At 71.0% G+C, this 24,295-nt stretch carries 21 protein-coding genes; 14 read left to right on the forward strand and 7 right to left on the reverse strand.

Annotated elements, in window-relative coordinates:
- Nucleotides 1–208: 208 nt before the first annotated feature.
- Nucleotides 209–1,231: a coiled-coil domain-containing protein gene (locus VA596_RS06525; protein ID WP_323324411.1), complete on the reverse strand. Its 1,023-nt coding sequence runs from the start codon at nt 1,229–1,231 to the stop codon at nt 209–211.
- 129 nt (nt 1,232–1,360) lie between these two features.
- On the opposite strand from VA596_RS06525, the gene VA596_RS06530 reads away from it, so the two are divergent.
- The 3 genes from VA596_RS06530 to VA596_RS06540 are packed head-to-tail and all read left to right on the forward strand — an operon-like array spanning nt 1,361 to nt 5,067.
- Complete coding sequence (locus tag VA596_RS06530) at nt 1,361–2,590, forward strand: DUF445 family protein (protein WP_323324412.1); 1,230 nt, start codon at nt 1,361–1,363, stop codon at nt 2,588–2,590.
- 59 nt (nt 2,591–2,649) lie between these two features.
- On the forward strand, nt 2,650–3,825 hold the full coding sequence (locus VA596_RS06535) for a DUF445 family protein (RefSeq protein ID WP_323325679.1): 1,176 nt from the start codon (nt 2,650–2,652) through the stop codon (nt 3,823–3,825).
- Between the two features lie 36 nt (nt 3,826–3,861).
- Nucleotides 3,862–5,067 (forward strand): DUF445 domain-containing protein, encoded by a 1,206-nt coding sequence (locus VA596_RS06540; RefSeq protein WP_323324413.1) that lies wholly within the window; start codon nt 3,862–3,864, stop codon nt 5,065–5,067.
- A 519-nt stretch (nt 5,068–5,586) separates the two neighbouring features.
- Here the strand turns inward: VA596_RS06540 and VA596_RS06545 are convergent.
- From VA596_RS06545 to VA596_RS06555, 3 genes are read right to left on the reverse strand one after another with little or no spacing between them, the layout of a single operon-like run.
- Complete coding sequence (locus tag VA596_RS06545) at nt 5,587–6,468, reverse strand: metal ABC transporter permease (protein ID WP_323324414.1); 882 nt, start codon at nt 6,466–6,468, stop codon at nt 5,587–5,589.
- Between the two features lie 3 nt (nt 6,469–6,471).
- Entirely contained in the window at nt 6,472–7,317 is an 846-nt protein-coding gene (locus VA596_RS06550; protein WP_323324415.1) for a metal ABC transporter ATP-binding protein, read from the reverse strand.
- A gap of 2 nt (nt 7,318–7,319) precedes the next feature.
- Complete coding sequence (locus VA596_RS06555) at nt 7,320–8,225, reverse strand: metal ABC transporter solute-binding protein, Zn/Mn family (RefSeq protein WP_323324416.1); 906 nt, start codon at nt 8,223–8,225, stop codon at nt 7,320–7,322.
- Nucleotides 8,226–8,413: 188 nt separating this feature from the next.
- Between VA596_RS06555 and VA596_RS06560 the strand changes: the two genes are divergently transcribed.
- The 5 genes from VA596_RS06560 (at nt 8,414) to VA596_RS06580 (ending at nt 13,052) form a co-directional block, all read left to right on the forward strand.
- Nucleotides 8,414–9,514: a LacI family DNA-binding transcriptional regulator gene (locus VA596_RS06560; RefSeq protein WP_323324417.1), complete on the forward strand. Its 1,101-nt coding sequence runs from the start codon at nt 8,414–8,416 to the stop codon at nt 9,512–9,514.
- A 112-nt stretch (nt 9,515–9,626) separates the two neighbouring features.
- On the forward strand, nt 9,627–10,118 hold the full coding sequence (locus VA596_RS06565; protein WP_323324418.1) for a beta-class carbonic anhydrase: 492 nt from the start codon (nt 9,627–9,629) through the stop codon (nt 10,116–10,118).
- A gap of 42 nt (nt 10,119–10,160) precedes the next feature.
- Nucleotides 10,161–11,120, forward strand: coding sequence for a glycosyltransferase (locus VA596_RS06570; RefSeq protein ID WP_323324419.1), 960 nt, complete (start codon nt 10,161–10,163; stop codon nt 11,118–11,120).
- 9 nt (nt 11,121–11,129) lie between these two features.
- Nucleotides 11,130–12,005, forward strand: a complete 876-nt coding sequence (locus VA596_RS06575; protein ID WP_323324420.1) for an A/G-specific adenine glycosylase — start codon at nt 11,130–11,132, stop codon at nt 12,003–12,005.
- A 90-nt stretch (nt 12,006–12,095) separates the two neighbouring features.
- On the forward strand, nt 12,096–13,052 hold the full coding sequence (locus VA596_RS06580) for a peptidoglycan recognition protein family protein (protein ID WP_323324421.1): 957 nt from the start codon (nt 12,096–12,098) through the stop codon (nt 13,050–13,052).
- Here the strand turns inward: VA596_RS06580 and VA596_RS06585 are convergent.
- Entirely contained in the window at nt 13,049–13,795 is a 747-nt protein-coding gene (locus tag VA596_RS06585) for an alpha/beta fold hydrolase (RefSeq protein WP_323324422.1), read from the reverse strand. The two genes, VA596_RS06580 and VA596_RS06585, sit on opposite strands and share 4 nt — an antisense overlap.
- A 75-nt stretch (nt 13,796–13,870) precedes the next feature.
- Between VA596_RS06585 and VA596_RS06590 the strand changes: the two genes are divergently transcribed.
- The 3 genes from VA596_RS06590 to VA596_RS06600 all read left to right on the forward strand — a co-directional run bounded on the left by VA596_RS06590 (nt 13,871) and on the right by VA596_RS06600 (nt 16,462).
- Nucleotides 13,871–15,301 carry a M1 family metallopeptidase gene (locus VA596_RS06590; protein ID WP_323324423.1) on the forward strand — a complete coding sequence of 477 codons (1,431 nt, stop codon included), beginning with the start codon at nt 13,871–13,873 and terminating at the stop codon, nt 15,299–15,301.
- 62 nt (nt 15,302–15,363) lie between these two features.
- On the forward strand, nt 15,364–15,675 hold the full coding sequence (locus VA596_RS06595) for an antibiotic biosynthesis monooxygenase family protein (protein ID WP_323324424.1): 312 nt from the start codon (nt 15,364–15,366) through the stop codon (nt 15,673–15,675).
- The gene (locus VA596_RS06600) at nt 15,668–16,462 is read left to right on the forward strand and encodes an SIR2 family NAD-dependent protein deacylase (protein WP_323324425.1); all 795 of its coding nucleotides are present in this window, start codon (nt 15,668–15,670) and stop codon (nt 16,460–16,462) included. Before VA596_RS06595 ends, VA596_RS06600 begins: the two co-directional genes overlap by 8 nt.
- A 3-nt stretch (nt 16,463–16,465) precedes the next feature.
- On the opposite strand, the gene VA596_RS06605 is transcribed toward VA596_RS06600, so the two are convergent.
- Nucleotides 16,466–17,482 (reverse strand): endonuclease/exonuclease/phosphatase family protein, encoded by a 1,017-nt coding sequence (locus tag VA596_RS06605; protein WP_323324426.1) that lies wholly within the window; start codon nt 17,480–17,482, stop codon nt 16,466–16,468.
- A 115-nt stretch (nt 17,483–17,597) separates the two neighbouring features.
- On the opposite strand from VA596_RS06605, the gene VA596_RS06610 reads away from it, so the two are divergent.
- Both VA596_RS06610 and VA596_RS06615 read left to right on the forward strand, forming a co-directional pair.
- A complete protein-coding gene (locus tag VA596_RS06610) occupies nt 17,598–18,578 on the forward strand; it encodes an ATP-binding cassette domain-containing protein (protein ID WP_323324427.1) in 981 nt (326 codons plus the stop codon).
- A complete protein-coding gene (locus VA596_RS06615; RefSeq protein ID WP_323324428.1) occupies nt 18,575–19,381 on the forward strand; it encodes an ABC transporter permease in 807 nt (268 codons plus the stop codon). Before VA596_RS06610 ends, VA596_RS06615 begins: the two co-directional genes overlap by 4 nt.
- Nucleotides 19,382–19,451: 70 nt before the next feature.
- On the opposite strand, the gene VA596_RS06620 is transcribed toward VA596_RS06615, so the two are convergent.
- Nucleotides 19,452–22,628, reverse strand: coding sequence for an ATP-binding protein (locus tag VA596_RS06620; RefSeq protein ID WP_323324429.1), 3,177 nt, complete (start codon nt 22,626–22,628; stop codon nt 19,452–19,454).
- A gap of 163 nt (nt 22,629–22,791) precedes the next feature.
- On the opposite strand from VA596_RS06620, the gene VA596_RS06625 reads away from it, so the two are divergent.
- Nucleotides 22,792–24,225 (forward strand): M1 family metallopeptidase, encoded by a 1,434-nt coding sequence (locus tag VA596_RS06625; RefSeq protein ID WP_323324430.1) that lies wholly within the window; start codon nt 22,792–22,794, stop codon nt 24,223–24,225.
- The last annotated feature ends 70 nt before the right edge of the window (nt 24,226–24,295 follow it).

Consider the following 24,295-nt stretch of genomic DNA (forward strand, 5'->3'; position numbering starts at 1 on the left):
CTACCCGTCCGGGGGATATCCGGACCTGGTCACGCCCGGATCGAAGCGCCCGCGGGCGCGCCTGAGCCCGCCGGCGCCTTTCGGGCCATCCCGCCCACACGCAGCCCCCGCCACTCCCTGGGGGGCGTCCCCTGTCCAGTCTATCGGCTCTGACCTGCAAAAACGGGGGCTTCGGAAATCTGTGGACAACCGAAGGCGATGTGGATAACTAGGCCTTCGTGGTCTGCGCGGGAGCCGGAGCCTTCGCAGCGGGTGCCGGGGCCGGCTTGCGGTCGCCGTTTGCCGGAGCCTGGCCCGGAGCCGCCGCGGAAGCCCGGCCCGACGCCGAAGCCTGACCCGAAGCCGCCGCGGAACCCGAAGTCGGAGCAGCCGCGGAAGCGGGAGCCGAAGCGGGCGCCGCTGCCTTCGCCGGAGCCGGGGTCTCCTCCGCCGGTGCCAGCAGCTTCATCGCTTCCTTGACCGCCACATCCGTCGCCGCGATGCGCTCGGCGATCTTCGTTCGCAGGTCCAGGGCCAGCTTGCGGTTCTGGTCGGCCTCCGCCTGCTGCGAGCGGGCCGCGGCCAGCGCCGCCTCCGTCTCCTGCTTCTTGCGCGCGATCTCCTGCTCGAAGGTCTGCTTCTTCTTCGCCAGCTCCTCCGACGCGAGCCGGTCCGCTTCGGCGCGCTTCTCGGCCGCCGCGGCCTCCGCCTTCGCGTCCGCCTCCTTGCGGGTCCGCTCGGCCGCCGCCGCCAGCTCCACCCGCTTGGCGCCCGCGGCCGCCGTCAGCTTCTCGATCTCGCCCTTCGCGTCCTTCAGCAGGCGCGCGCGCTCCTCTTCCGCGTCCTTCGCCAGCTTGTCGGCCGTGCGGCGGGACTCGTGCGCGTACTTGTCCGCCTGGTCACGCGTCGACGCCGCGTCGGCTTCCGCGGCGGCGCGCAGGTCGGCGATCTCCTCTTCGGCGAGCTGCATCATCGTGCGGACGCGCTCGGCCATCGCGCCGGCGCCGGACGGGCTCGAGCTCATCCGCGCGAGGGCGGCCTTCGTCTCGGCCAGCTCCTTCTGCGCGTACGCGAGGGCCTTCGTCAGATCCGACGACGTCGCGACGGCGTCGTCGCGGTTGCGGGCGGTCTCGCGGAACTCCTTGGTCAGCTCGGCGATGCGTTCGTCGACCTGACGCTGGTTGTAGCCGCGGAGACCCACGGCGAACTGGGCGGTCTTCGGGGAGGGTTGGGGCTTCTCAGGCGCGACCATCGGGCCACCTTAATGATCCGGGGACCGTTCGTCTGTACCGCCAAACGGATGCATCACGAATTTGGGAACCCCCGGTCACCCATGGCATTCTGAGCTTGTTGACCAGCCGTTAACGGCGAGGAGGCCACTGTGGACATTCAGGCCGTCCTCGCCGACATCGGCGCGCACTGGCACGTGTACCTCACCATGCCGTTCATCGCCGCGTTGATCGGGTACGTCACCAAGCGCGTGGCCATCGAAATGATGTTCCGGCCCCTGGAGTTCACCGGGATCAGGCCGTTCCTCGGCTGGCAGGGCGTCATACCGGCGAACTCGCGGCGGATGGCCACCACCGCCGTCGACCTGCTGACCCGCAACCTCGTCGACCCGCAGGAGATCTTCGCCCGGCTCGATCCGGAGGAAATGGTCAAAGAGCTCGAAACCCCGCTGCTCAAGGCCGTCGAAGACGTCACGCGTGAAGTCATGGAGACCTACCAGCCGCGGCTGTGGGAGATGCTGCCGTCGCGAGCGCAGCGGCTGCTCCTCGACCAGGTCCGCGGGCAGGCGCCGGACGTCGTCAAGCGGCTGCTGCGCGAGGTCTCGACCAACATCGACGACGTCCTCGACGTCAACGACATGCTGATCAACGCCATGGTCCGCGACAAGTCGCTGACCTGCCGGCTGATCCGCGAGGTCGCCGCGCCCGAGTTCAAGTTCATCGCACGGTCGGGCGTCTGGTTCGGGTTCGTGATCGGGCTCGTCCAGTTCGTCGCCTGGGCGCTGACGAAGGAACCGCTGATCATGCCGATCTTCGGTTTCGTCACGGGCTTCGTCACGGACTGGCTGGCCCTCAAGATGATCTTCTACCCGCGTGAGCCGCGCGGGTTCGGCTTCTTCCGCTGGCAGGGCATGTTCCAGAAACGACGCCAGGAGGTCGCCGCCGACTACGGCGCGCTGATCGCCGACGAGGTCCTGACCGTGCGGAACGTGATGGAGGCCGTGCTCACCGGCCCGCGCGCCGACCGGCTGTTCGCGCTGATCACCCGCGAGGTGCAGCGCACGATCGACGCGCAGACCAGCATCGCCAAGCCGCTGGTCGCGCTGACCATGGGCGGCCGGCAGTACCAGGAGATGAAGCGCGCGGCCGCCGAGAAGGCCATCGCCTACCTCCCCGAAACGGTGAAACACGTCGAGAGCTACGCCACCGGTGCCCTCGACGTCCGCAACACGATCGTCGAGAAGATGCAGCAGCTGACGCCGATCGAGTTCGAAGGCATTCTGCGTCCGGCCTTCAAGCAGGACGAATGGAAGCTCATCGCGGTCGGGGCGGTGATCGGCGGGCTGGTGGGTGAACTGCAGGTACTGCTCCTGCTGCACTGAACCCGGGCCGATAGCGTGCGGACGTGGACTTCGGCACGCACTGGCAGGTGTACGTCACCATGCCGTTCATCGCGGCGCTGATCGGGTACGTCACCAAGCGCGTGGCCATCGAAATGATGTTCCGGCCCGTGGAGTTCGTTGGCGTCAAGCCGTTCCTCGGCTGGCAGGGCGTGCTGCCGGCGAACGCCGAGCGCATGGCGGCGACGGCCACCGAGATGCTGACGACGAACCTCGTCGACCCGAAGGAGATCTTCGCCCGGCTCGACCCGGCGCAGGTGGCGAAGGAGATCGAGCAGCCGCTGCTGCGGGTCGTCGAGGACGTCACCCGTGAGGTGATGGAGACCTACCAGCCGCGGCTGTGGGAGGTGCTGCCGAACGGCGCGCAGCAGCTGCTGCTCAAGCGCGTGCAGGCCGAAGCGCCGAGGGCGATCACCAAGATCATGCGGGAGATCGCCGACAACATCGAGGACGTCCTCGACCTCAAGCACATGGTCGTGACGAACCTGGTGCGCGACAAGGCGTTGCTGAACCGGCTGATCCGCGACATCTCCCGGCCCGAGATGCGGTTCATCGCGCGCTCCGGCATCTGGTTCGGGTTCACCCTCGGCTGCGTGCAGCTCGTCGTCTGGGCGCTGACGAAGTCGCCGATCGTGCTGCCGCTGTTCGGCCTCGGCATCGGCTGGCTCACCGACTGGCTGGCCCTCAAGATGATCTTCCTGCCGCGCGAGCCGCGCCGGTTCTTCGGCTTCTACACCTGGCAGGGCGTGTTCCAGAAGCGCCGCGACGTCGTCGCCGCGGACTACGGCGACATGATCGCGCGCGAGATCATCACCATCCCGAACCTGCTCGAAGCCGTGCTGAGCGGGCCGAAGTCCGACCGGCTGTTCACGATGATCACGCGTGAGGTGCAGAAGACGATCGACGCGCAGGCGAGCGTCGTCAAGCCGTTCGTCGCCATCGCCGTCGGGACGAGGAAGTTCCAGGAGCTGAAGCAGACGGCGGCGGCGAAAGCCGCGGAGCGCGTCCCGGAGACGATCCGGTACGCCGAGAACTACGCGGTCAACGCGCTCGACGTGCGCAACACGATCGTGGACCGGATGCGGAAGCTGAGCGCGCTCGAGTTCGAGCAGCTGCTGCGGCCGGCGTTCCGGCAGGACGAGTGGAAGCTGATCGCCGTCGGCGCGGTGATCGGCGGGCTCGTCGGCGAGTTGCAGGTGCTCGCGCTGCTCGGTTAGCCGGTACGGTTTCGCTCTCGGGATGAGGAGGTCGGGGTGGACGCTGTCCTGAACGACCTCGCGCAGCACTGGCCGCTGTACGCGGCGATGCCGTTCATCGCGGCGCTGATCGGGTACGTCACCAAGCGCGTGGCGATCGAGATGATGTTCCGACCGCTCGACTTCGTCGGGATCAAGCCGGTCTTCGGCTGGCAGGGTGTCGTCCCGAAGCACGGCGGCCGGATGGCGGCGGTCGCCACCGAGCTGCTGACGGCGAACCTCCTCGACCTTCGCGAAGTCTTCGGGCGGATCGACCCGGTGATCATCACGGCCGAGCTGGAGCAGCCGCTGCTGCGCGCGGTCGACCACATCGCGCGCGAGGTGCTCGCCGAGCACCACCCGCGGCTGTGGGAGGTCATGCCGACGCTGGCGCAGGAGATGCTGATCAAGCAGGTCCAGGCGTCGGCGCCGCGGCTGGTGCGGGAGTTCCTCGACGACGTCCGCGAGAACCTCGACGAGGTGCTCGACGTCCAGCACATGACGGTGCAGCGGCTGACCCGCGACCGCGCGCTGCTGGTGCGGCTGATCCGCGAGACGTCCCGGCCGGAGATGGCGTTCATCGCGCGGATGGGCATCTTCTTCGGCTTCGGGCTGGGGCTGGTGCAGACGATCGTCTGGGCGTTCACGCGCGAGCCGTGGGTGCTGCCGGTCTTCGGCGGCGTGATCGGGCTGTGCACGGACTGGCTGGCGATCAAGCTGATCTTCGTCCCCCGCGAGCCGGTCCGCGTCGGCCGCGTGATCCTCCAGGGCAAGTTCCAGCGCCGGCGCGCGGAGGTCGCCAGGCAGTACGGCGAGCTGATCGCGAACGAGGTCCTGACGGTCCAGAACCTGCTGGACGCGGTGCTCCGCGGCCCACGGGCGGACCGCCTGGCGGCGATGGTCGAGCAGATGGTCTCGTCAGCGGTGGACGCGCAGGTCCCGCTGGCCTTCGCGGGCGGCACGCGCTTGAAGGAGATGAAGGACGCGGCCGCGGCGAAGGCGCTGGAGCAGCTGCCGGACACGGCGCGCTACGCCGAGGGCTACCTGACCGAGGCGATGGACGTGGCGAAGGTGATCGAGCAGCGGATGCTGGCGCTGACGCCGCTGGAGTTCGAGGGCCTGCTGCGGCCGGCGTTCCGCCAGGACGAGTGGAAGCTGATCGCGGTGGGCGGGGTGATCGGCTTCCTGGTCGGGGAGCTGCAGGTCCTGCTGATGCTGGGTTAGGCCACGGCGGAGAGGTGAGCGACGGGTTCCGAACCCGCCACCTCGCCGGGCGTCCGAGCCTGCTGCGCCCGTCGCGCTCACCGCCGCGAAGGCCCCCCGCCCTTCCCTTGGGGGGCGTCCCCTTGTCCAGTCTATCGGCGGGGTGCGACAAAGCCCCCGGATCGGCGCGGGAGGGGCCGAGTTGTCCACATTCACGCGACCCTGTGGACAGCCAGTCAGGTGGGGGGCGAACAGATCGGCGCGCGCGGTCAGTTCGGCGGGCTCAGCCAGGTCGGCGGGCTCACCCAGGTCGGTGCGCGCAATCAGATGGCGGGCCCAGCCAAGTCGGCAGCCCAGCCAGATCGGCGGGCCCAGTCAGGTCGCCGGGCCCAGTCAGGCCGGCGGGCCCAGCCCGGTCGGTGCGCGCAATCAGATCGGCGGGCCCAGTCAGATCGGCCAAGCCGCCTCGGGTCGATGGAGGATTGGGACGTTGAACGTCCCGGATCCTCCGTCGTCAGCGATGGCAACCGAGCCAGTTGTTCAAGCCACCGGGGTCAGTTCGGCGGCCGAGGCCACCGCCCGGACCCGGGTCCGGCGGTCCCGCTGCCAAGCGATCACCCGGCACACCACGTAGATCAAGAACGAAATCGCCGTCACGAACGCGCTCACCGGCAGACCCGGAGCCAGCGACAGTACGATCCCGCCCAGGGCCGACACCTCGGCGAAGACGATCGACAGCACCGTTGCCTTCCAGGGGGACGCCGTCACGCGAGCCGCCGCGGCGGCCGGGGTCACCATCAGGGCCACCACCAGCAGTGAGCCGACCACCTTGACGCTCAGCGCCGTCGAAATGCCCACCAGCAGGGCGAACACCACCGTCAGCGTCTTCACCGGGACGCCGCGGGCCACCGCCACGTTGCGGTCTACCGACGCGAACAGCAGCGGCCGGTACACGAGCGCCAGCACCGCCAGCACCACCACCGACGACACTACGAACAACGTCAGGTTCGTCGAGTCGATGGTGATGATCTGCCCCGTCAGAATGCCGAACTTGTTGCCGGACCGTCCTTTGTAGAAGGACAGGAACAGCACGCCCATGCCGAGGCCGAACGAGAGGATCACGCCGATCACCGAGTCGCGGTCGGCGTCGCGGGCTCCCAGGATGCCCAGCAGCAGCGCCGCCACCACGGCGCCGATCAGCGCGCCGTACTCGACGCCGATCCCGAGCAGCAACGCTGCCGCGCCGCCGGTGAAGGCCAGCTCCGACGTGCCGTGCACGGCGAACGACATGCGGCGCATCACGATCAGCGGGCCCAGCACGCCGGCCACCAGGCCGAGAATCAAAGCGGCCAGCAGGGCCGTCTGGACGCCGGGCAGCTCGGTGATCAGCTCCCAGGTCTTGCCGAAGTCGAACAGATCCAAGACTCAGCCCACTTGCTCTTCGACGTCGTGTTCGTGGTGGTGCGGCTCCTCCTCGCACAGCGAGCTCTGCGCGCCCGCGATGTGGATCTGCCCGCCGACCTTGAGCACCTCGACCCGCGTGCCGTACAGCTCCGACAGCGTCCCGGTGTTCATCACCTCGTCCGGCTTGCCGATCCGGAAGGAGCCGTTGACCAGGTACAACACCCGGTCGACGAACGGCAGCACCGGGTTGATCTCGTGCGTCACGAACAGCACCGCGGTGCCCGCCGTACTCCGCCGCTCGTCGATCAGCTCGCTGATCGCGCGCTGGTGCGCGAGGTCCAGCGACAGCAGCGGCTCGTCACACAGCAGCACCTCGGGGTCGCCGACCAGGGCCTGCGCCACCCGCAGCCGCTGCTGCTCGCCGCCGGACAGCCGGCCGACGGGCTGCTTCGCGTACCGCGTCGCCCCGACCGCCTCGATCGCTTCCGACACCCGGCGGCGGCGCGCGGCCATGCCGAACAGGCCCGTGCCCCAGCGGTGGCCGTCGAGGCCCAGGCCGACCAGGTCGACGCCGCGCAGCGTCAGCGACTCGTCGATCGCGCGCTGCTGCGGGATGTACCCGACCTTGCGGTTCGCGCCGCCCGGACGGCCGCCGGCGATCTCGACCGTGCCCGCGGACAGGCCCTGCATGCCGAGCAGCGCCTTGAGCAGGCTGCTCTTGCCGGAGCCGTTCGGGCCGAGCACGGCGAGGAACTCGCCCGGCTCGACGACGAGGTCGAGGCCCGACCAGAGGGTCCGGGGACCGAACGCGAGGCCCGCACCGCGGACCCGGACCGCGGGGCGTACGTCGTCGGAGACGGAAGACATGCTCAGCTCAACGCTTTCGCGAGCGCATCGACTTCCCCGGTCATCCAACCAATGTAGTCCGTCACACCCTGGGGCAGCGTTTCGGTCACGTCCACGACCCCGATTCCGGCGGCCTTCGCCTGGCCGACGACGTCCTGGGTCAGCGGCGTCACCGTCTGGGCGTTGTTGATCAGCGCCTTGACCTGCTTGGTGGCGATGAGCTGCTTGTACTCGTTCACCGCGCCCGCCGGGACGTCGGTGTCGTTCTCCACCGCGTCCGAGAACGCCTTGGGGGTCGCGTCCGTCAGCTTCGCGCTCTGGAGCAGGTAGTGCGCGACCGGCTCGGTGACGACGACCTTCGTGCCCGGGTGCGCCGCGCCCAGCTCGCCGAGCCGCTTCTCCAGCGCGTCGACCTTCGCCTTGAACGCGGTCGCGTTGTCGGTGAAGGCCTGCTTCGACGCCGGCTGCAACTCGCCGAGCTGCGCCGCGACCTGGTCGGCCACCTTGTCGACACCCGGCAGGTCGTACCAGACGTGCTCGTTCTCGTCGCCGGTCGCGGCGACGTCGTAGGCGACGATCTTCTTCGCGTCGCCCGCCTGGTCGGTGAGCTTGCCGAAGAACTCGTCGTAGCCGCCGCCGTTGGACAGCAGGAGCTGCGCGTCCTTCGCCGCGAGCGCGTCGTCGGCGGTGGTCTCGTAGGAGTGCGGGTCGGCCGACGGGTCGTGGATGACCGACTTGACCTGGACTTTGTCCCCGCCGACGGCGGTCACGACGCTGCCCCAGACGTCCGTCGAGGCGACGACCTTGATCTTGCCGTCGCCGCCGGACTGCGCGCCGCCGTCGGACGCGGACGACCCGCCACCGGAGCACGCGGCCAGCGCGAGGAGGGACAGGGCCGAAGCGGCGGCGAGCACGCGGCGGGATCTCATCGAAGAACTCTCCTGAACGACACTGAGACGCTAATGGAAACCGTTGTCAGATTCACCTTACCCCATCCGGATGACTTCCTGGCCATCCGATCCCGGTTTGGTGTATGCGAGTTCATGCATGCGGATCGAGACATCGACCACGCGGGGTGTCTCTTCAGGAAAACGATCTGAACCGTTACGGTTTGCTGATGGGACGTCCTATTCGCACCCGGAGGCAGGCGACACTGGCGTCGCTCGCGGCGGAGCTCGGTGTGTCCAGGACCACGGTGTCCAACGCCTACAACCGGCCGGACCAGCTGTCCCCGGAACTGCGCCGCCGGGTCCTCGAGACCGCGCGGCGCCTCGGCTACCCCGGACCCGACCCCGTCGCCCGCTCGCTGCGCACCCGCCGGGCCGGCGCGGTCGGGCTGCTGCTCACCGAGAACCTCTCCTACGCCTTCCGCGACCCCGCGGCCGTCGGTGTCCTCGAAGGACTGGCCCTGGCCTGCGAAGACGCCAGCGTCGGCCTCCACCTGGTGCCGGCCAGCCCGGGCCGGGAGGACGTCGCCGCGGTGCACCGCGCGGGCGTCGACGGCTTCGTCGTCTACTCCGTGCCGGACGACGACCCGCACCTGGCCGCCGTGCTGGAGCGGCCGGTGCCCACGGTGATCATCGACCAGCCGAGCCTCGAAGGCATCGACCGCGTCGGCCCGGACGACGCGGCGGCCGTCGGCAAGATCGCCGAGCACCTGGTCGGCCTCGGCCACCGGCAGGTCGGCGTGATCTGCATGCGGCTGGCCCGCGAGCGCAACGACGACTTCGTCTCCCCGGCGCGCCAGAGCGGCGCGCACTTCCACGTCCAGCGCACCCGGCTCGAGGCGCTCGCCGTGGCGTTCTCCGCGGCCGGCGTCGACTGGGCGGGCGTCCCGGTGGTCGAGCGCTTCGACCACACGGTGGACGACGGCGCGTCGGCCGCCCGGCAGCTCCTGGACGCGTATCCGCAGATCACGGCCGTGATCTGCACCTCGGACATCCTCGCCCTCGGCGCCATGGCGGAGGCCGAACGGCGCGGGCTGCGCGTGCCGCAGGACCTCACCGTCACCGGCTTCGACGGCATCGCCGAAGCCGAGCGGATCGGCCTCACCACCGTCCACCAGCCGGTGCTCGAGAAGGGCAAGACGGCCGGGCGGCTGCTGCTCAGCTCGGGCGAGCGGAGCGCGCCGAAGGTGATCACGCTGCCGACCGAGCTGCGCATCGGCCGGACGTCGGCACCCCCGCGCACGGTCGAGGAACCCTGGTTCGGCGGCTGACCACCCCTTACGTGCGGTGATCTAGCTCTTTTTGCATTGCCCGAAGTGGTCGGGTCCAGGTCCAATGGTGGAGTACGCCCGCAGCGCGGGGCCACTGGCCGGAAGGTGACCGATGACCTCGATCGACGTACTGCTCAAGCGCAACCAGGAACTCGGCGAAGTCACGCCCGGCGACCGTTCGTCGCCGAAGCCGTCGCTCCAGGTGGCCATCCTGACCTGCATGGACGCCCGCATCCGGGTGTTCGAGCTGTTCGGGCTGCTCCAGGGCGAGTCGCACGTCCTGCGCAACGCCGGTGGCGTGGTCACCGACGACATGATCCGCTCGCTGGCCCTGTCGCAGCGCAAGCTCGGCACCCGCGAGGTCCTGATCGTCCAGCACACCGAGTGCGGCCTCTCGATGGTCACCGAGGACGACTTCAAGGACGAGCTCGAGAGCGACACCGGACTGCGCCCGACCTGGGCGGTCGAGGCGTTCCGCAACGTCGAGAACAGCGTCCGGACGTCGGTGGAGCGCGTGCGCCGCAGCGACTTCCTGCCGCACACCGACAACGTCCGCGGCTTCGTCTACGACGTCAAGACCGGGAAGCTCACCGAGGTCGAGTAGCCTTCACGTTCAGATGCCGTCACCATCTGAACGGGGAGCAGCGTGCGCGTCCTCTTCGCCGGCCTCGCGTCGCCCGGCCACACCTACCCGCTGATCCCGCTCGCGATCGCGGCACGGGAGGCCGGGCACGAAGTGCACTTCGCGGCCGGTGAGCACGTCCACGCGGCCCTGCTCCGCAGCGGGCTCCGGCCCTTCCGGCCGGCGGATTCGTTCTACGAGATCTACGCCGAAGACCTCGAGCCGGAGCTGGCGCGGCTGCGGCCGGACCTCGTGGTGCACGGCTGGGGTGTGCCCGAGGCGGCCGCCGCCGCACGGCGGGCCGGGATCCCCGCCCTGTGGCACGGGTTCGGCCGGATGCTCCCCGAGGGGATCGGCTTCGACCGCCCCGGCGGCGGGGTGCACCTGGACATCTGCCCGCCGTCGTTGCAGGACAAGGACTTCCTCGCAACGGCCGAGCGGATCGCCCTGCGTCCGGTGCCCTATTCCGAACCTGGCCGCTTCGAGCGGCCGACGCGGCCGCTGATCTACCTGACGCTCGGCACCGCGTTCGGCACCGCCGAGGTGCTCACCACGGCGATCCGCGGGTTGGCAGCTCTCGACGCGGACATCATGGTGGCCACCGGGAGCGTGCGTCCCGAGGACCTCGGCGCCGTTCCGGACAACGTCACGGTCCGGGCCTGGGTGCCGCAGGCCGACGTGGTGGCGCACGCCGACGCGGTCGTCCACCACGGCGGCAGCGGCACCACGCTCGGCGCGCTCGCCGAGGGCGTCCCGCAGCTGGTCCTGCCCCAGGGCGCCGACCAGTTCGCCAACGCGGAAGCGCTCGTCGCCGCGGGTGCCGGACTGCACCTGCTGCCCGGCGAGCTGAGCGCGGACGCCGTCACCGAACAGGCGCGGAAGCTGCCGTCCTGCCGCGACGCGGCCGGCGCGCTCGCCGCGGAGATCGCCGCGATGCCGTCGCCGGACGAGGTCGCCCGCGAGCTGCCGAAGCACGCGAAGTAGCCTCCCGGCGTGGCTGTGGACGCTGACGTACTGCTCGACTGGTTCTCCGCGCACGGCCGGGACCTGCCCTGGCGCGAGCCCGGGTGCTCGGCCTGGGGCGTGCTGGTCAGCGAAATCATGCTGCAGCAGACGCCGGTCGCCCGGGTCGAGCCGATCTGGCACGAGTGGATGGCGCGCTGGCCGGTGCCCTCGGCGCTGGCCGCGTCGTCGCAGGGTGAGGTCGTGCGGGCCTGGGGCAAGCTCGGCTACCCGCGCCGCGCGCTGCGGCTGCACCAGGCGGCGGGCGTGATCGCGGCCGAGCACGGCGACGTCGTCCCGTCCGATGTGGACACCCTGCTCGCGCTGCCGGGGATCGGCGCCTACACCGCGCGGGCCGTCGCGGCGTTCGCCTACGGGCGGCGCGCGCCGGTCGTCGACACGAACGTGCGGCGGGTCGTCGCGCGGGCGGTGCACGGCGCCGGTGACGCCGGGCCCGCGTCGAACACCCGCGACATGGCCGACGTCGAGGCGCTGCTGCCGGCCGACGACGCGCCGGCCGCGCGCTTTTCGGCCGCGATCATGGAACTCGGCGCGCTGATCTGCACCGCGCGCGCCCCGCGCTGCGCGGACTGCCCGGTGTACGACGAGTGCGCGTGGCAGCACGCCGGACGTCCGGAGTACGCCGGCCCGGCCAAGCCGGTGCAGAAGTTCGCCGGCACCGACCGGCAGGTGCGCGGGCTGCTGCTCGACGTCCTGCGCGGCACCGAGGGCCCGGTCGAAAAGGCGAAGCTGGACCTGGTCTGGCACGACGGCGGCCAGCGTGATCGTTGCCTGGACTCCCTGCTCGTCGACGGCCTGCTGGAGCAGACCCGCGACGGCCTCTTCGCACTTCCGGGCGAACACTAACGCGCTACTGCAAAAGTTGGTCAATAGTTGTCTTAGGCGCGATGCGGGGTTACCTTCGCCTGGTTGCATTCCGGCGGAAGGTGTCACGCAATGGCGGACTTTGACCGCCGTGCCCTGCTCAAGGCGGGATTCACGGCGACCGCGGTCGGAACACTGGGGCTGACCGGGGTCAGAACAGCAGCGGCGGCCGTACCCACGCCGACCATTCACAGCACGTCCGAGTGGGGCGCTCGGGCCGCCACCGGCCCGATCGTGGTGGAGAACCACAAACCGACCTACATCGTCGTGCACCACGCGGTCGACCCGCCGATGAACGACGACTTCTCCCTGGCTCGCGCGTTCTACGTCGCGAAGTACATCCAGGACCTGCACATGGACAAGAACGGCTGGATCGACAGCGGCCAGCAGTTCACGAACAGCCGCGGCGGGTTCGTCACCGAAGGCCGGCACCGCAGCCTGGAGATCCTGCGTGGCGGCACCCAGCACGTGCAGGGCGCCAACGTCGGCAACCACAACAGCGAGGTCATCGGCATCGAGAACGAGGGCCTGTACAGCACGGTCGACGTGCCGCAGGCGCTGTGGGACTCGCTGGTGAACCTGGTCGCCTACATCGCGCACCAGTACGGCATCGCGCCGGAGTTCATCAAGGGCCACCGCGACTTCAACACGACCGAATGCCCCGGCCAGGTGCTCTACAACCGGCTGCCGGAGCTGCGCACCGCCGTCGGGCGGGTCCTCGGCGTCCCGGTGGCGCGGGCAGAGGCCGAGTGGCCGCTGCTCAAGCCGGGCGACACGGGCAAGCAGGTGCAGCTGGCGCAGCGGTTCCTGCGCACGTCCGGCGCCGACGTCCCGGCCGACGGCGTCTTCGGTAAGTCCACAAAGGACGCGGTGGCGGCCTTGGCGGCGCGGGCCGGCCTGCCGCGCGACACGTGCACGGCCTCGAAGGCGGCCGACGAGACGGGCTTCCTCGGCTCGGACGTCTGGCCGCTGATCGTCCCGGCGGACCGCTCGACGGCGGCCTGGCGAGCGGACCTCTCCCGGGCCTAGCGGTTCAGGACCTGGGACAGGAAGGCCTCGACGGCGCCCCGGTAGGTCTCCGGGGCCTCGTCGTGGGGCAGGTGGGCCGAGCCGGGGACGACCAGGTGTTTCGCGCCCGGCACCCGGGCCGCGACCGCCGCCTGCTGGCCCGGCGGCATGGCCGTGTGCTCACCCTCGACCAGCAGCAGCGGGCAGCGGATCGCGTCCACAGTGGACCAGTAGTCGACGCGGCCCCACTCGGCGGCGATGACGTACAGGTCCTCCAGGTCGGCGACCAGGTGAAATCCGTCGGAACGCTCCTCGACGCAGTCGGCGAAGTACTCGCCCGCGTCGCCGAAGAACTCGCGGACGTGGTCCAGCGACTTGAACGGCACCGGCCAGCTCTCGAAGTACCCGCGCCACGTCTCCACCGTCCGGCCGCGCTGGTCCGGCGCGAAGTCCTCGGACACCACCGCGCGCACCAGCTCCGGGTACCGCGCGGCCGTCGCCCACGCGTGCAGGCCGCCCATCGAGTGGCCGATGAGCACGGCCGGGCCGGCGTCGAGGGTGCGCAGCGTGCCGGCGACGTCTTCGGCGAACCGCTCGGTCGTCCAGGGGCCGACGCGCGGCGCGCTGCCGTGGCCGCGCGCGTCGAGGCCGTACACCGCGCCGTAGGGCCGGAGCCACTCCGCGACGCGCCGCCACGTCCGCGCGCGGCCCATCAGGCCGTGGAGCAGGACGATCGGCACGCCGCTGCCGCCGAAACAGAGCACGCGGCCACCTAACCACAAATCCGCAGGTGCGGAACGTGACCGAGCCGTCGCGCACGATGACCTAGGCTGGGCTGCATGCGCCGCCGACTCACCGCCCTCGCCCTCTGCAGTGTGGTGATCTCCGCCGCGGCCTGCAGCGGTGACGCCGTCCCGGCGCCGCCCCCACCACCGCCGATGCACCCGGTTCCGGGGGCGCCGGGCGCCGGTGATCCGTATTACCCGGAGGACGGCAACGGCGGTTACGACGCCCTCGACTACCACGTCGACGCGAGCTACGACCCGGCGAGCGGCCGGCTCGACGGCGACACGACCGTCACCGCGAAGGCCACCCAGGACCTCAGCCGGTTCGACCTCGACCTGCGCGGACTCGACGTCGCCTCCGTCGAGATCGACGGGCAGCCGGTGAAGTTCAGCCGGGAGAAGACGTTCGAACTGGTCGTGACGCCGTCGGCGCCGATCCGCGGCGGGACGACGTTCCACACGCGCGTCCGCTACGGCGGCGATCCGGCGAAGACCCCGCACAACGGCGGCAGCGACAACGGCTGGCAGCACTCCGCCGACGGCGGCGCCTACATGGTGGGCGAGCCGCACTCGGCCGCGTACTGGTACCCGGTGAACGAGACCCCGCGCGACAAGGCCACGTTCACGCTCACCACGCACGTCCCGGACGGCTGGACGGTGATCTCGAACGGCCGCGAGCTGCCGCCGGTGCACGCCGGCGGCAGGACCACGACGACGTGGACCGAGACGAACCCGGTGGCGAGCTACCTGACGACCGTCGCGATCGACCGGTTCAGCGTCGACCGCTCGACCCTGCCGGACGGCACCCCGGTCGTCTCCGCGTACGCGCCCGGCGCCGAGGACCACCGCGCGACCGGCGACCGGCTGCCCGAGGTCCTGGCCTTCCTGAGCAGCAAGTTCGGGCCGTACCCGCAGTCGGCGGCCGGCGGGATCTACCTGAACGAGGACATCCACTTCTCCCTGGAGACGCAGACCCGGCCGACGTACGCGAAGTGGGCCGAGCTGCTGACGCTGGTGCACGAGAACGCCCACCAGTGGTTCGGCGACTCGGTCTCGGTCGCCGACTGGTCGGACACCTGCCTGAACGAGTGCTTCGCGTCGTACGCGCAGTGGCTGTGGGGCGAGCGCGAGGGGCAGAACCTCGACGACCGCTACCGCGCGGCGATCGAGCTGACCCGCGGCAGCACCGACTTCTGGAGCCGCAAGCTGGTCGGCATGGGTTCCGGCCACGAGTTCGAAGGCGTCTACGACAAGGGCATCCTCGCGCTGCACGCGCTGCGCCGGAAGATCGGCGACCCGGCGTTCGACCGACTTCTGCACGAGTGGCCGGCTCGCTATCGCCACGCGAACGCGACCTGGACGGCGTTCGAGAGCCTGGCCCGCAGCATCTCCGGCCAGGACCTCCAGGCGTTCTTCGCGGACTGGTTCCACGGGACGTCACTCCCCGCGGACGCCGACCTCTACCCCGGCTCACTGCGCAGCTGACCCGCTGTCCGCCGTGGCGCGGATCATCGGGACGGCGGCGTGGGCGTCAGTAGGGTGGAGTCATGAGTGTCGTGAAGATCAACGCGATCGAGGTCCCCGAAGGCGCCGGCCCCGAGCTGGAGAAGCGGTTCGGTGCGCGGCTGCACGCCGTCGACCAGCAGCCCGGTTTCCTCGGCTTCGAGCTGCTGCGGCCGGTTTCCGGCGAGACGCGCTACTTCGTCTACACGAAGTGGGAGACGGAGGAGGCCTACCAGGCCTGGGCGAAGGGTGGCGCCGCCGCGGCCGCGCACTCCGGCGAGCGCGCGAAGCCCGTGTCGAGCGGGGCGAGCCTGCTGGAGTTCGAGGTCGTCCTCGGCTCGAACCCGGGTGAGTGACCTCGCCCGCGCCGCGGAACTGCTGGACGGCGCCGGCGCGCTGCTGATCTGCGCCGGCGCCGGGATGGGCGTCGACTCCGGGCTGCCGGACTTCCGGGGCGGCGAGGGGTTCTGGCGCGCGTACCCGCCGTACGCCCGGCTCGGCCTGCGGTTCGAAGAAATCGCCGACCCGCGCCACTTCGCCGAAGATCCCGAGCTGGCCTGGGGTTTCTACGGCCACCGCCTTGACCTGTACCGGAAGACGGTGCCCCACCGCGGTTTCGGCCTGCTGCGCGAAATCCGAGCGCCGGGCGGCACCCGCGTCTTCACGTCCAATGTGGACGGCCAGTTCCAGAAGGCGGGCTTCGAGCACGTCGCCGAAGCACACGGGTCGATCCACCACCTCCAGTGCCTGTCCGGCTGCACCACCGAGATCTGGCCGGCCGACGTTTCCGTGCCCGTCGACACCGAGACGATGCGCGCGGTGCCGCCGCTGCCGTCGTGCCCGCGCTGCGGCGGCCTGGCGCGCCCCAACATCCTGATGTTCGGCGACCACGAGTGGGTCCCGGACCGCAGCCAGGAGCAGCTGGACGAGCTGACCGCGTGGCGCCGCACGGTGCGCGACCTCGTGGTGGTGGAACTGGGCGCGGGCCAGGCGGTCCCGACGGTCCGCCGCTACAGCGAACTCGCCAGCGCCGCGACCGGCGCGTTGATCCGCATCAACCCGCGAGAACCCCGGATCCGCCACAACCGCGGCGTCTCGATCGCGGCCGGTGCGCTGGAGACGCTCGAACAGCTACGGCCGTAACGCTCACGGCAGCTGCACTTCGGCGAACACCGCGTGGTGGTCGCTGCCCTGGACGTCGAACACCCGGTAGTCGCGGACCGCGGCGCGGTTGTCGACGACGACGTGGTCGATCGTCACCAAGGGTATCGACGACGGCCACGTCGGGCTCAGCCCCGAGCCGCGCTGCTCGGCCGCGTCGTTGTAGCCGCGGGACAGCACCGTGCGGAACGCCGCGTGGTCCAGGGTCGCGTTGAAGTCGCCCGCGAGGATCCGCAGGCCGTGCTCGCCCGCCGCGCGGGACAGGTCCTTGATCTCGCGCTCCCACTGCGGGGTGTCGACGTCCGGGGAGATCGGGTGGACGGCGACGACCTCCGCCACCACGCCGTCGCCGAGGTCGACCTGGGCGCCCGGCTGCTTGGCCGCGGAATCACCCGTCAGGTTGACCTCCGTCAGGGGGAACCGCGACACGATCCCCGAGCCGAACGCGCCGGGCGCCGCGTGCAGCACGCGGTACGGCAGCGTCTGGAACAGCCCCGCCGCCGTCAGGCCATCGACCGCGCGCGGGGTCAGCTCGACCAGGTTCAGGACGTCGATCCGCTGCGTGCGCACCAGGTCGACGACGGCCTTCGGGTCCGCCTGGCCGTAGAGCAGGTTCGACGCGAGCACGCGCAGCGTCTTGCCGTGCACGTCGCGTTGCTCGCTCGCCGAAACCCGCGGCACGACCAGCACGGCCAGCGCGACCGCCAGCACCAGCGCGACCCCGCCGACCCACCAGCGCCGGAACGCCAGCGCCAGGCCGCCGAACAGGACGCCGTACAGGACCGCGTACGGCGTCAGTGACAGCACGACGAGGGTGTACCAGTCCCCGTCGAAACCGATCAGGCGCAGCGCGGCCAGGACCGCCAGCGGCACCACTGGCACCACCAGCAGGGCCGTGACCAGCGGTTTCTTCCGCCGCACCCGCGTCTCTTCCGTTGTCACCATGGTGCCGAGTATGCCGAGGCCGGCGCCGGACGGCCCGGGCGGCGACAACTCCTCCACAAGATCTCCACCAGCGCCTGCCAGCCCCGGACAGCCGCTGCCAGCGCGCTGTGCGCGGCCTGCCAGCCCAGGCGTCCACTGTGGCTCCCGTAAGCGACTGCGAAGGAGGAACGCCATGTCGCACGCGATCCAGGCTGAAGGCCTGGTCAAGCACTTCGGGGAGACCAAGGCGCTGGACGGGGTGGACCTCGAGGTCCCTTACGGCCAGGTGGTGGGGGTCCTCGGGCCGAACGGCGCGGGCAAGACCACCGCGATCCGCATTCTGGCGACGTTGATGAAACCGGATTCCGGCAGAGCCACGGTCGGGGGTTACGACGTGGTCGCCGACCCGGTCCGGGTCCGTAGCCTGATCGGGCTGACCGGCCAGTACGCGTCGGTCGACGAGGACCTCAACGGCATCGAGAACCTGATGCTCATCGGCCGGCTCTACGGCCTGTCCCGGTCCCAGGCCCGGACGCGGGCCACCGAGCTGATCGAGCGGTTCGAGCTGACCGGCGCGGCCAAGCGGGCGATCCGGACGTTCTCGGGCGGCATGCGGCGGCGGATCGACCTGGCCGCCAGCCTCGTCGGCCGGCCCGAGGTGCTCTACCTCGACGAACCGACCACCGGGCTCGACCCGCACGCCCGCAACGAGGTCTGGGACGTCGTCCGCAACCTCGTCGCCGACGGCGCGACGGTGCTGCTGACCACGCAGTACCTCGAAGAGGCCGACCAGCTGGCCGACAAGATCACCGTGTTCGACCACGGCCGGGTCGTCGCCGACGGCCGGGCCGACGAGCTCAAGCGGCGCGTCGGCGGCCAGACGCTGCAGGTGCGCCCGACCCAGCTGTCCGACATGGACGCCGTCAACCGGATCCTCGGCGACCTCTCCGGCGTCCGGCCGACCCGTGACGACGCCTCCGGGCTGCTCACCGCGCCGGTCAGCGACCCGGTGCTGCTGTCCACTTTGGTCCGCAAGCTCGACGAAGCCGGGATCACCGCGGACGAGCTGGCGCTGCGGCTGCCCAGCCTCGACGAGGTGTTCCTCGCCCTGACCGGGCACGCCGCCGAAGAGTCCACGAAGGACACCCGCGACCTCGAAGGGAGCCTGGCATGACGACCCTGGCACTCGACCGCCCGGCCCCGCCGCGGCACATCAGCCCCGCCAAGGGCTTCCAGCACGCGCTTTCGCTGGCCTGGCGCGGCGTCCTGAAGATCCGCAAGAACCCGGAGCAGCTGGCCGACGTCACGCTGATGCCGATCATCTTCCTGGTCATGTTCGTCTACCTGTTCGGTGGCGCGCTGTCCGGCTCGACCAGCGCGTACCTGCAGATGGTCGTCCCGGGCATCATGGTGATGAACATCCTGCAGGCCTGCCTCACGGTCGGCACGAACCTCAACACCGACATCACCAAGGGGGTGTTCGACCGGTTCCGCAGCATGCCGATCGCCCGGTCGGCCCCGCTGATCGGCGCGGTGCTCGCGGACATCGTGCGGTACGTGGTCTGCCTGACCGTCCTGATGGTCGTCGCGACGATCATGGGCTACCGGATCTCCACCGGCCCGGGCGAGTTCGCCCTGGCGATCCTGCTGGGCCTGGCGTTCGGGCTCTGCTTCTGCTGGGGCTCGGTGTTCGTCGGCATGATCATGAAGTCGCCGGGCGCGGCGCAGGCCCTGATGTTCGTCTTCATCATGCCGCTGACGTTCGGCAGCAACGTGTTCGTCAGCACCAGCACCATGCCGGGCTGGCTGAAGGCGTGGGCCGACATCAGCCCGGTGAGCCTGATGGCCAACGCGCTGCGCGGCCTGATGAACGGCGGTGCCGTCGCCGGTCCGCTGGCCGGGGCCCTGGCCTGGATGGCAGGCGTGGTCATCGTGTTCTTCCCGCTGGCCACCTGGGCCTACCGCCGGCGGGTCTGAGGGCGCGGGTGCACGGGGGTGACCCACGCCGTAGCTGAAGGGGGCGTTCGCCGGGGGGCGGGCGTCCCCTTCAGCTCTTGACCGCGTCCAGCTCCGCCAGGAGCCAGGTGATCGTGTCCTCTTTGGACACCTTCCTGGCCTGCTCGTACCGCTCTTCGTAGTCCGGCAACGTTTCGCTCAGCGAAGCCCGCAGCTCCCGGAGCTCGGGGCTGCCGAGGTCGAGCCGGCCGCGGATGACCGCGGACGCGGCGAGCGCCCGGACCGCGACCTCGGGCCGCCCCTGCCTCGCCCGGATCAGGGCCAGCAGCTCCACGGCCCCGGCCAGGTCCGGCATGTCGCCCCGCAGGTACGTGGACCGGATCACCGCGACGGCGAAGGGTTCCGCTTCGCCGTGACGGCCGGTGGCCAGGCGCAGGCGCGCCTCCGCCGCGTTGACCCACTCCTCGCCCATCCCGCCGGGGAACTCCGCGTCCCGCGCCAGGTCCCCGACCCGGTCGAGCTGCACCCGGGCCTCGGTCAGCCGTCCCGTGCGCACCAGCAGTTCCAGCCGGCCGAACATCAGGACGATCTTCTGCTGCGGGTTCGTGATGGCCGCGCCGTAGCGCTCGGCGGCCTCCTGCTCGCGCCAGGCCCCCGCGAAGTCGCCGGCGCGGGCCCGTTCGACGGCCAGCCGCCACCAGTGCTGGACGGCGTCCTCGTGCGACCGCAGCTCCATCGACATCGCCAGGCCCTGCTGGTAGGTCTCGATGGCCTTCGCGCTCTCGCCCGCCTGGGAAAGCGCGTACGCCTTGAAGCTCAGCGTCATCGCGATGCCCCAGCGGTCGCCGACCTCGACGAAACCGGCGTAGGCCAGGTCGCGCGCCCGGTCCGCGCCCTCGACGTCCCCCGCGTCGTCGAGCACGAAGCTCTCCACCCAGTGCCCGCCGGCGCGGGTCCACGCGTCCGCGCTGCGCGCCGACCGGCGCACCTCGCGGAGCGCGACATCGCGGTTGCCGCCGAGGAAGGCCAGCATCGGCAGGGCCACCGAAAGCCCGGCGTAGCGGTCCATCGCGCCGGTGCGGACGCATTCGTCGACCACCGGCAGGGTGTCGGAGTCGTCGGTGCGCATCGGGACCATGTCCATCAGGTACAGGATCGCCTGGTAGGCCGCGGCGACGACGGGAGGCAGCCGGTCGCCGAAGGCGAGCGTCTCGCGGACCAGCCCGCCGAACCGGCCGCTCTGGCCGAGAATGGTGAGGTACCAGAACATCCCGTCCAGCAGACCGATCGCGTTGTCCACATCGGACATCTCGATCGCGCCGCGCAGCGCCGTGATCATGTTGGCGTTCTCGGCCTCGTACCGGTCGATCGCCGGCAGCTGCTCACGGGTGCGCAGCACCGGCTCCAGCCGGGCCGCCAGCGTGGCGTAGTACGTCGCCATCGCGCGTCGCGTCGCGTCCAGCTCGCCCGACTCGGCCAGGCGCTCGGTCGCGTAGGCCCGCAGCGTCTCCAGCATCCGGTACCGCGGCTCGCCGAGGCCGCCCTCCACCGTGTCCACAATGGACTTCTCGACCAGGCTGCCGAGCACGTACGGGACGTCGGCCGCGGGCAGCGACTCGTCCGCGCAGACGGCCTCGACCGTCTCCAGCTCGGCACCGCCGGTGAACACCGAGAGCCGCCGGGCCAGCACCCGCTCGGCGTCGGTCAGCAGGTCCCAGCTCCACTCGACGACCGCGCGCAGCGTCCGCTGCCGCGGCAGCGCCGTGCGGCTGCCCGAGGTGAGCAGCCGGAACCGGTCGCCGAGCCGGCCGGCGATCTGGGCCACGGTCATCGACCGCAGCCGCGCCGCGGCCAGCTCCAGGGCCAGCGGCATGCCGTCGAGCCGGCGGCAGATCTCGCCGACGTGGTCCACAGTGGACCGGTCGAGGACGAAGTCGGGGCGGACCGCGGCCGCCCGGTCGAGGAACAGCCGCGTCGAGTCCAGCTCGGCGGCTTCGGCGGGCGCGGCGCGTTCCGCGGGTACCGGCAGCGGCCCCAGCGGGCAGAGCGCCTCCCCGGTGATCGCCAGCGGTTCCCGGCTGGTCGCCAGGATCCGCAGCCGCGGCGCGCGGTGCAGCAGCTCGTCCGCCAGCCGCGCGGCGGCGTCGACGACGTGCTCGCAGTTGTCCAGCACCAGCAGCGCGTCCGCGCCCCCGAGCACCTCGATCGCCTGCTCGAGCGGTTCCGCCTGACGACGGCGGACCTCGGTCTCGGTGCTGCGGAGGTCGCGGACCTCCAGCGCGCTCAGCAGCGCGCCCTCGACGTCGTCGGGGCTGCGGACGCCGGCCAGCGCGGCGAACCAGACGCGGCCCTGCTGGTGCGCCGGGTGCCGGGACGCCGTTTCGGTGGCCAGCCGGGTCTTGCCCGCGCCGCCCGGGCCGGTCAGGGTGACCAGCCGGGCCCCGCCGAGCAGCTCGGCCAGCAGCTTGAGCTCGTCTTCGCGCCCGACGAACGTCGTCAGCCGCGTCGGCAGCCGGTCGGCCACCGGGGACGGCGGCGCGAACTCGCCCCGCAACGCGGCCAGCTGGATCTCCTGCAGCTCGGCGGACGGGTCGACCCCCAGCTGGTCGGCCAGCGTCCGGCGCAGGCCGGAGTAGACGGCCAGCGCCTCGGACTGGCGCCCGGCGGCGCAGAGCGCACGGATCCGCAGCCCGGCCAGCCGCTCCCGCAGTGGGTCGGCGTCGGCCGCGGCGGCCAGGTCGGGCAGGACGGCGGCGTGCTCACCCAGCCGGATCAGCGCTTCGAACCGGTCTTCGGCCGCTTCCGCGCGCAGGTCGGTGAGCCGACGGGCGGGTGCCTGCGCGAACGGCGCGTCGAGGACGTCGGCGAGCGCGGCCCCCTGCCACAGCGCGAGGGCCTCGGCGAGCAGCTCGGCGGCGAAGGCGTCCCGGCCGGCGGCGAGCTCGCGGCGGCCTTCGGCGGCGAGCCGTTCGAACCGCTCGGCGTCGACGTCCTCCCGGGCCACCGCGAGGCGGTAGCCGCCGGGGCCGGACTCCACCGCCACCGGCAGCGCTTTACGCAGCCGCGAGACCAGCGACTGGAGGGCGTTGGCCGCGTCGGCGGGCGGGTCGGCACCCCAGAGGCCGTCGATCAGCGCGTCGGCCGGGACGGCCCGCCCCGCGTCCAGCGCGAGCCGGGCCAAGAGCATGCGGAGGCGGGCTCCGCCGATGTCGATCGGCGTGCCGTCATCTTCCGCCGCGCGCAGCGGGCCGAGCAGCGCAACGCGCATGCACCCAGCTTTCCAGACCTTCGCTGAGAGGCGGGGACGGACGTCCGGAGCGACACCGACGTAAGTGCTGATTTTCCGGACAAATGCGACTTCGTACCGCACAACCATGCACCGGTGGCGATACCTTGCGGGTTCACGTCCACCCAACCGGACAGGAGCGTTCATGAGGGGACAGAAACCGGTCGTGCTCGCGGTCGCGCTGCTCACCGGCCTCTGCTTGAGCTCGGGAGTCGCCGCCGCCGGGAACGACTGGGGCGGCGCGAAGCCGGGCAGCGACGGCGCCGGCGACAGCTACTACCCCCAGGACGGCAACGGCGGCTACGACGTCGCCGACTACAACCTGAAGGTCACCTACGACACGACGTCGCACCAGCTCACCGGGCTGCAGGACATCACCGCGCGGGCGACGCAGGCCCTCAGCTCGTTCAACCTGGACCTGCGCGGCCTGACCGTCGACACCGTCCGGATCGACGGTCGCGACGCGAAGTTCAGCCGCAGTGGCGACCACGAGCTGACGATCACGCCGTCGCGGTCGCTGCGGCGCGGTCAGAACTTCGAGGTCAAGATCGCCTACCACGGCGTGCCCGCGCCCATCGAAGACCCGTCGCTGGGCAACAACGGCTGGCAGTACGCCCAGGCGGGCGGCGCGTTCGTCGCCGGCGAGCCGAAGTCGGCGACCACCTGGTACCCGGTCAACGACACCCCGCTCGACAAGGCCACGTTCCACCTCGCGATCACCGTGCCCGACGAGTGGGGCGTGATCGCCAACGGCCGTGAGCGCGGGACGTTCAAGGCGCCCGGCGGCACCACGCACGTCTGGGCCGAAGAGACGCCGATCGTGCCGTACATGACGACGGTCGCGATCGACAAGTGGACCTTCGACAAGCAGAAGCGCAAGGACGGGACGCCGATCGTCAGCGCGTTCGCCCCGGGCGTGCCCGACTCGACGAAGCAGGCCGAGGCGCGGCTGCCGGAGATCCTCGACTTCCTCGAGTCGAAGTTCGGCAAGTACCCGATCGACGCCGCGGGCGGCATCTTCCTCAACGAGCAGATCGGCTTCTCGCTCGAGACGATGAGCCGGCCGATCTACTCCGCGGGCTGGGCCGGCACGGTCCCGACGATCGTCCACGAGAACGCCCACCAGTGGTACGGCGACTCGGTGGCCGTCGACCACTGGCGCGACGTCTGCATGAACGAGTGCTTCGCCTCCTACGCCACGTGGCTCTGGGACGAGGCCAAGGAGGGCGTCGACCTGAACAAGCAGTACGCGGACGACGTCAAGAAGGCGTCGACCGGCTTCTGGAACGGCAAGCTGTACGACATGGGCCCCGGCAACGAGTTCACCTACGTGTACTCGAAGGGCCCGGTCATGCTGCACGCGCTGCGCAACTACATCGGCCAGAGCGCGTTCGACCGGGTGCTGAAGACCTGGCCGTCGCTGCACCGGGGCGGCAACGCGAGCATGCAGGACTTCCAGCGCTACACCGAAAGCGTCGCGCACCAGAACCTCAAGGGCTTCTTCGACGCGTGGGTGTACGGCACCGGCAAGCCGGCCGACCAGTACCTCTACCCGGGCGGCCTCAAGCCCGCCGCCTGAGGCAAAAGTCCGTGAAGGCCACCTTGGGGGAACTAGAGTCCCTCAAGGTGGCCTTCACGGCGTTGGGGAG

The organism is Amycolatopsis heterodermiae, assembly GCF_034929455.1.
Classification (GTDB): domain Bacteria; phylum Actinomycetota; class Actinomycetes; order Mycobacteriales; family Pseudonocardiaceae; genus Amycolatopsis; species Amycolatopsis heterodermiae.

What these genes read in the sequence shown, in the direction of transcription:
- VA596_RS06525 (WP_323324411.1), bottom strand. Translation starts at nt 1,231, where the DNA reads ATGGTCGCGCCTGAGAAGCCCCAACCCTCCCCGAAGACCGCCCAGTTC.
- VA596_RS06535 (WP_323325679.1), top strand. Translation starts at nt 2,650, where the DNA reads ATGCCGTTCATCGCGGCGCTGATCGGGTACGTCACCAAGCGCGTGGCC.
- VA596_RS06550 (WP_323324415.1), bottom strand. Translation starts at nt 7,317, where the DNA reads ATGTCTTCCGTCTCCGACGACGTACGCCCCGCGGTCCGGGTCCGCGGT.
- VA596_RS06555 (WP_323324416.1), bottom strand. Translation starts at nt 8,225, where the DNA reads ATGAGATCCCGCCGCGTGCTCGCCGCCGCTTCGGCCCTGTCCCTCCTC.
- VA596_RS06560 (WP_323324417.1), top strand. Translation starts at nt 8,414, where the DNA reads ATGGGACGTCCTATTCGCACCCGGAGGCAGGCGACACTGGCGTCGCTC.
- VA596_RS06565 (WP_323324418.1), top strand. Translation starts at nt 9,627, where the DNA reads ATGACCTCGATCGACGTACTGCTCAAGCGCAACCAGGAACTCGGCGAA.
- VA596_RS06580 (WP_323324421.1), top strand. Translation starts at nt 12,096, where the DNA reads ATGGCGGACTTTGACCGCCGTGCCCTGCTCAAGGCGGGATTCACGGCG.
- VA596_RS06590 (WP_323324423.1), top strand. Translation starts at nt 13,871, where the DNA reads ATGCGCCGCCGACTCACCGCCCTCGCCCTCTGCAGTGTGGTGATCTCC.
- VA596_RS06595 (WP_323324424.1), top strand. Translation starts at nt 15,364, where the DNA reads ATGAGTGTCGTGAAGATCAACGCGATCGAGGTCCCCGAAGGCGCCGGC.
- VA596_RS06610 (WP_323324427.1), top strand. Translation starts at nt 17,598, where the DNA reads ATGTCGCACGCGATCCAGGCTGAAGGCCTGGTCAAGCACTTCGGGGAG.
- VA596_RS06615 (WP_323324428.1), top strand. Translation starts at nt 18,575, where the DNA reads ATGACGACCCTGGCACTCGACCGCCCGGCCCCGCCGCGGCACATCAGC.
- VA596_RS06620 (WP_323324429.1), bottom strand. Translation starts at nt 22,628, where the DNA reads ATGCGCGTTGCGCTGCTCGGCCCGCTGCGCGCGGCGGAAGATGACGGC.
- VA596_RS06625 (WP_323324430.1), top strand. Translation starts at nt 22,792, where the DNA reads ATGAGGGGACAGAAACCGGTCGTGCTCGCGGTCGCGCTGCTCACCGGC.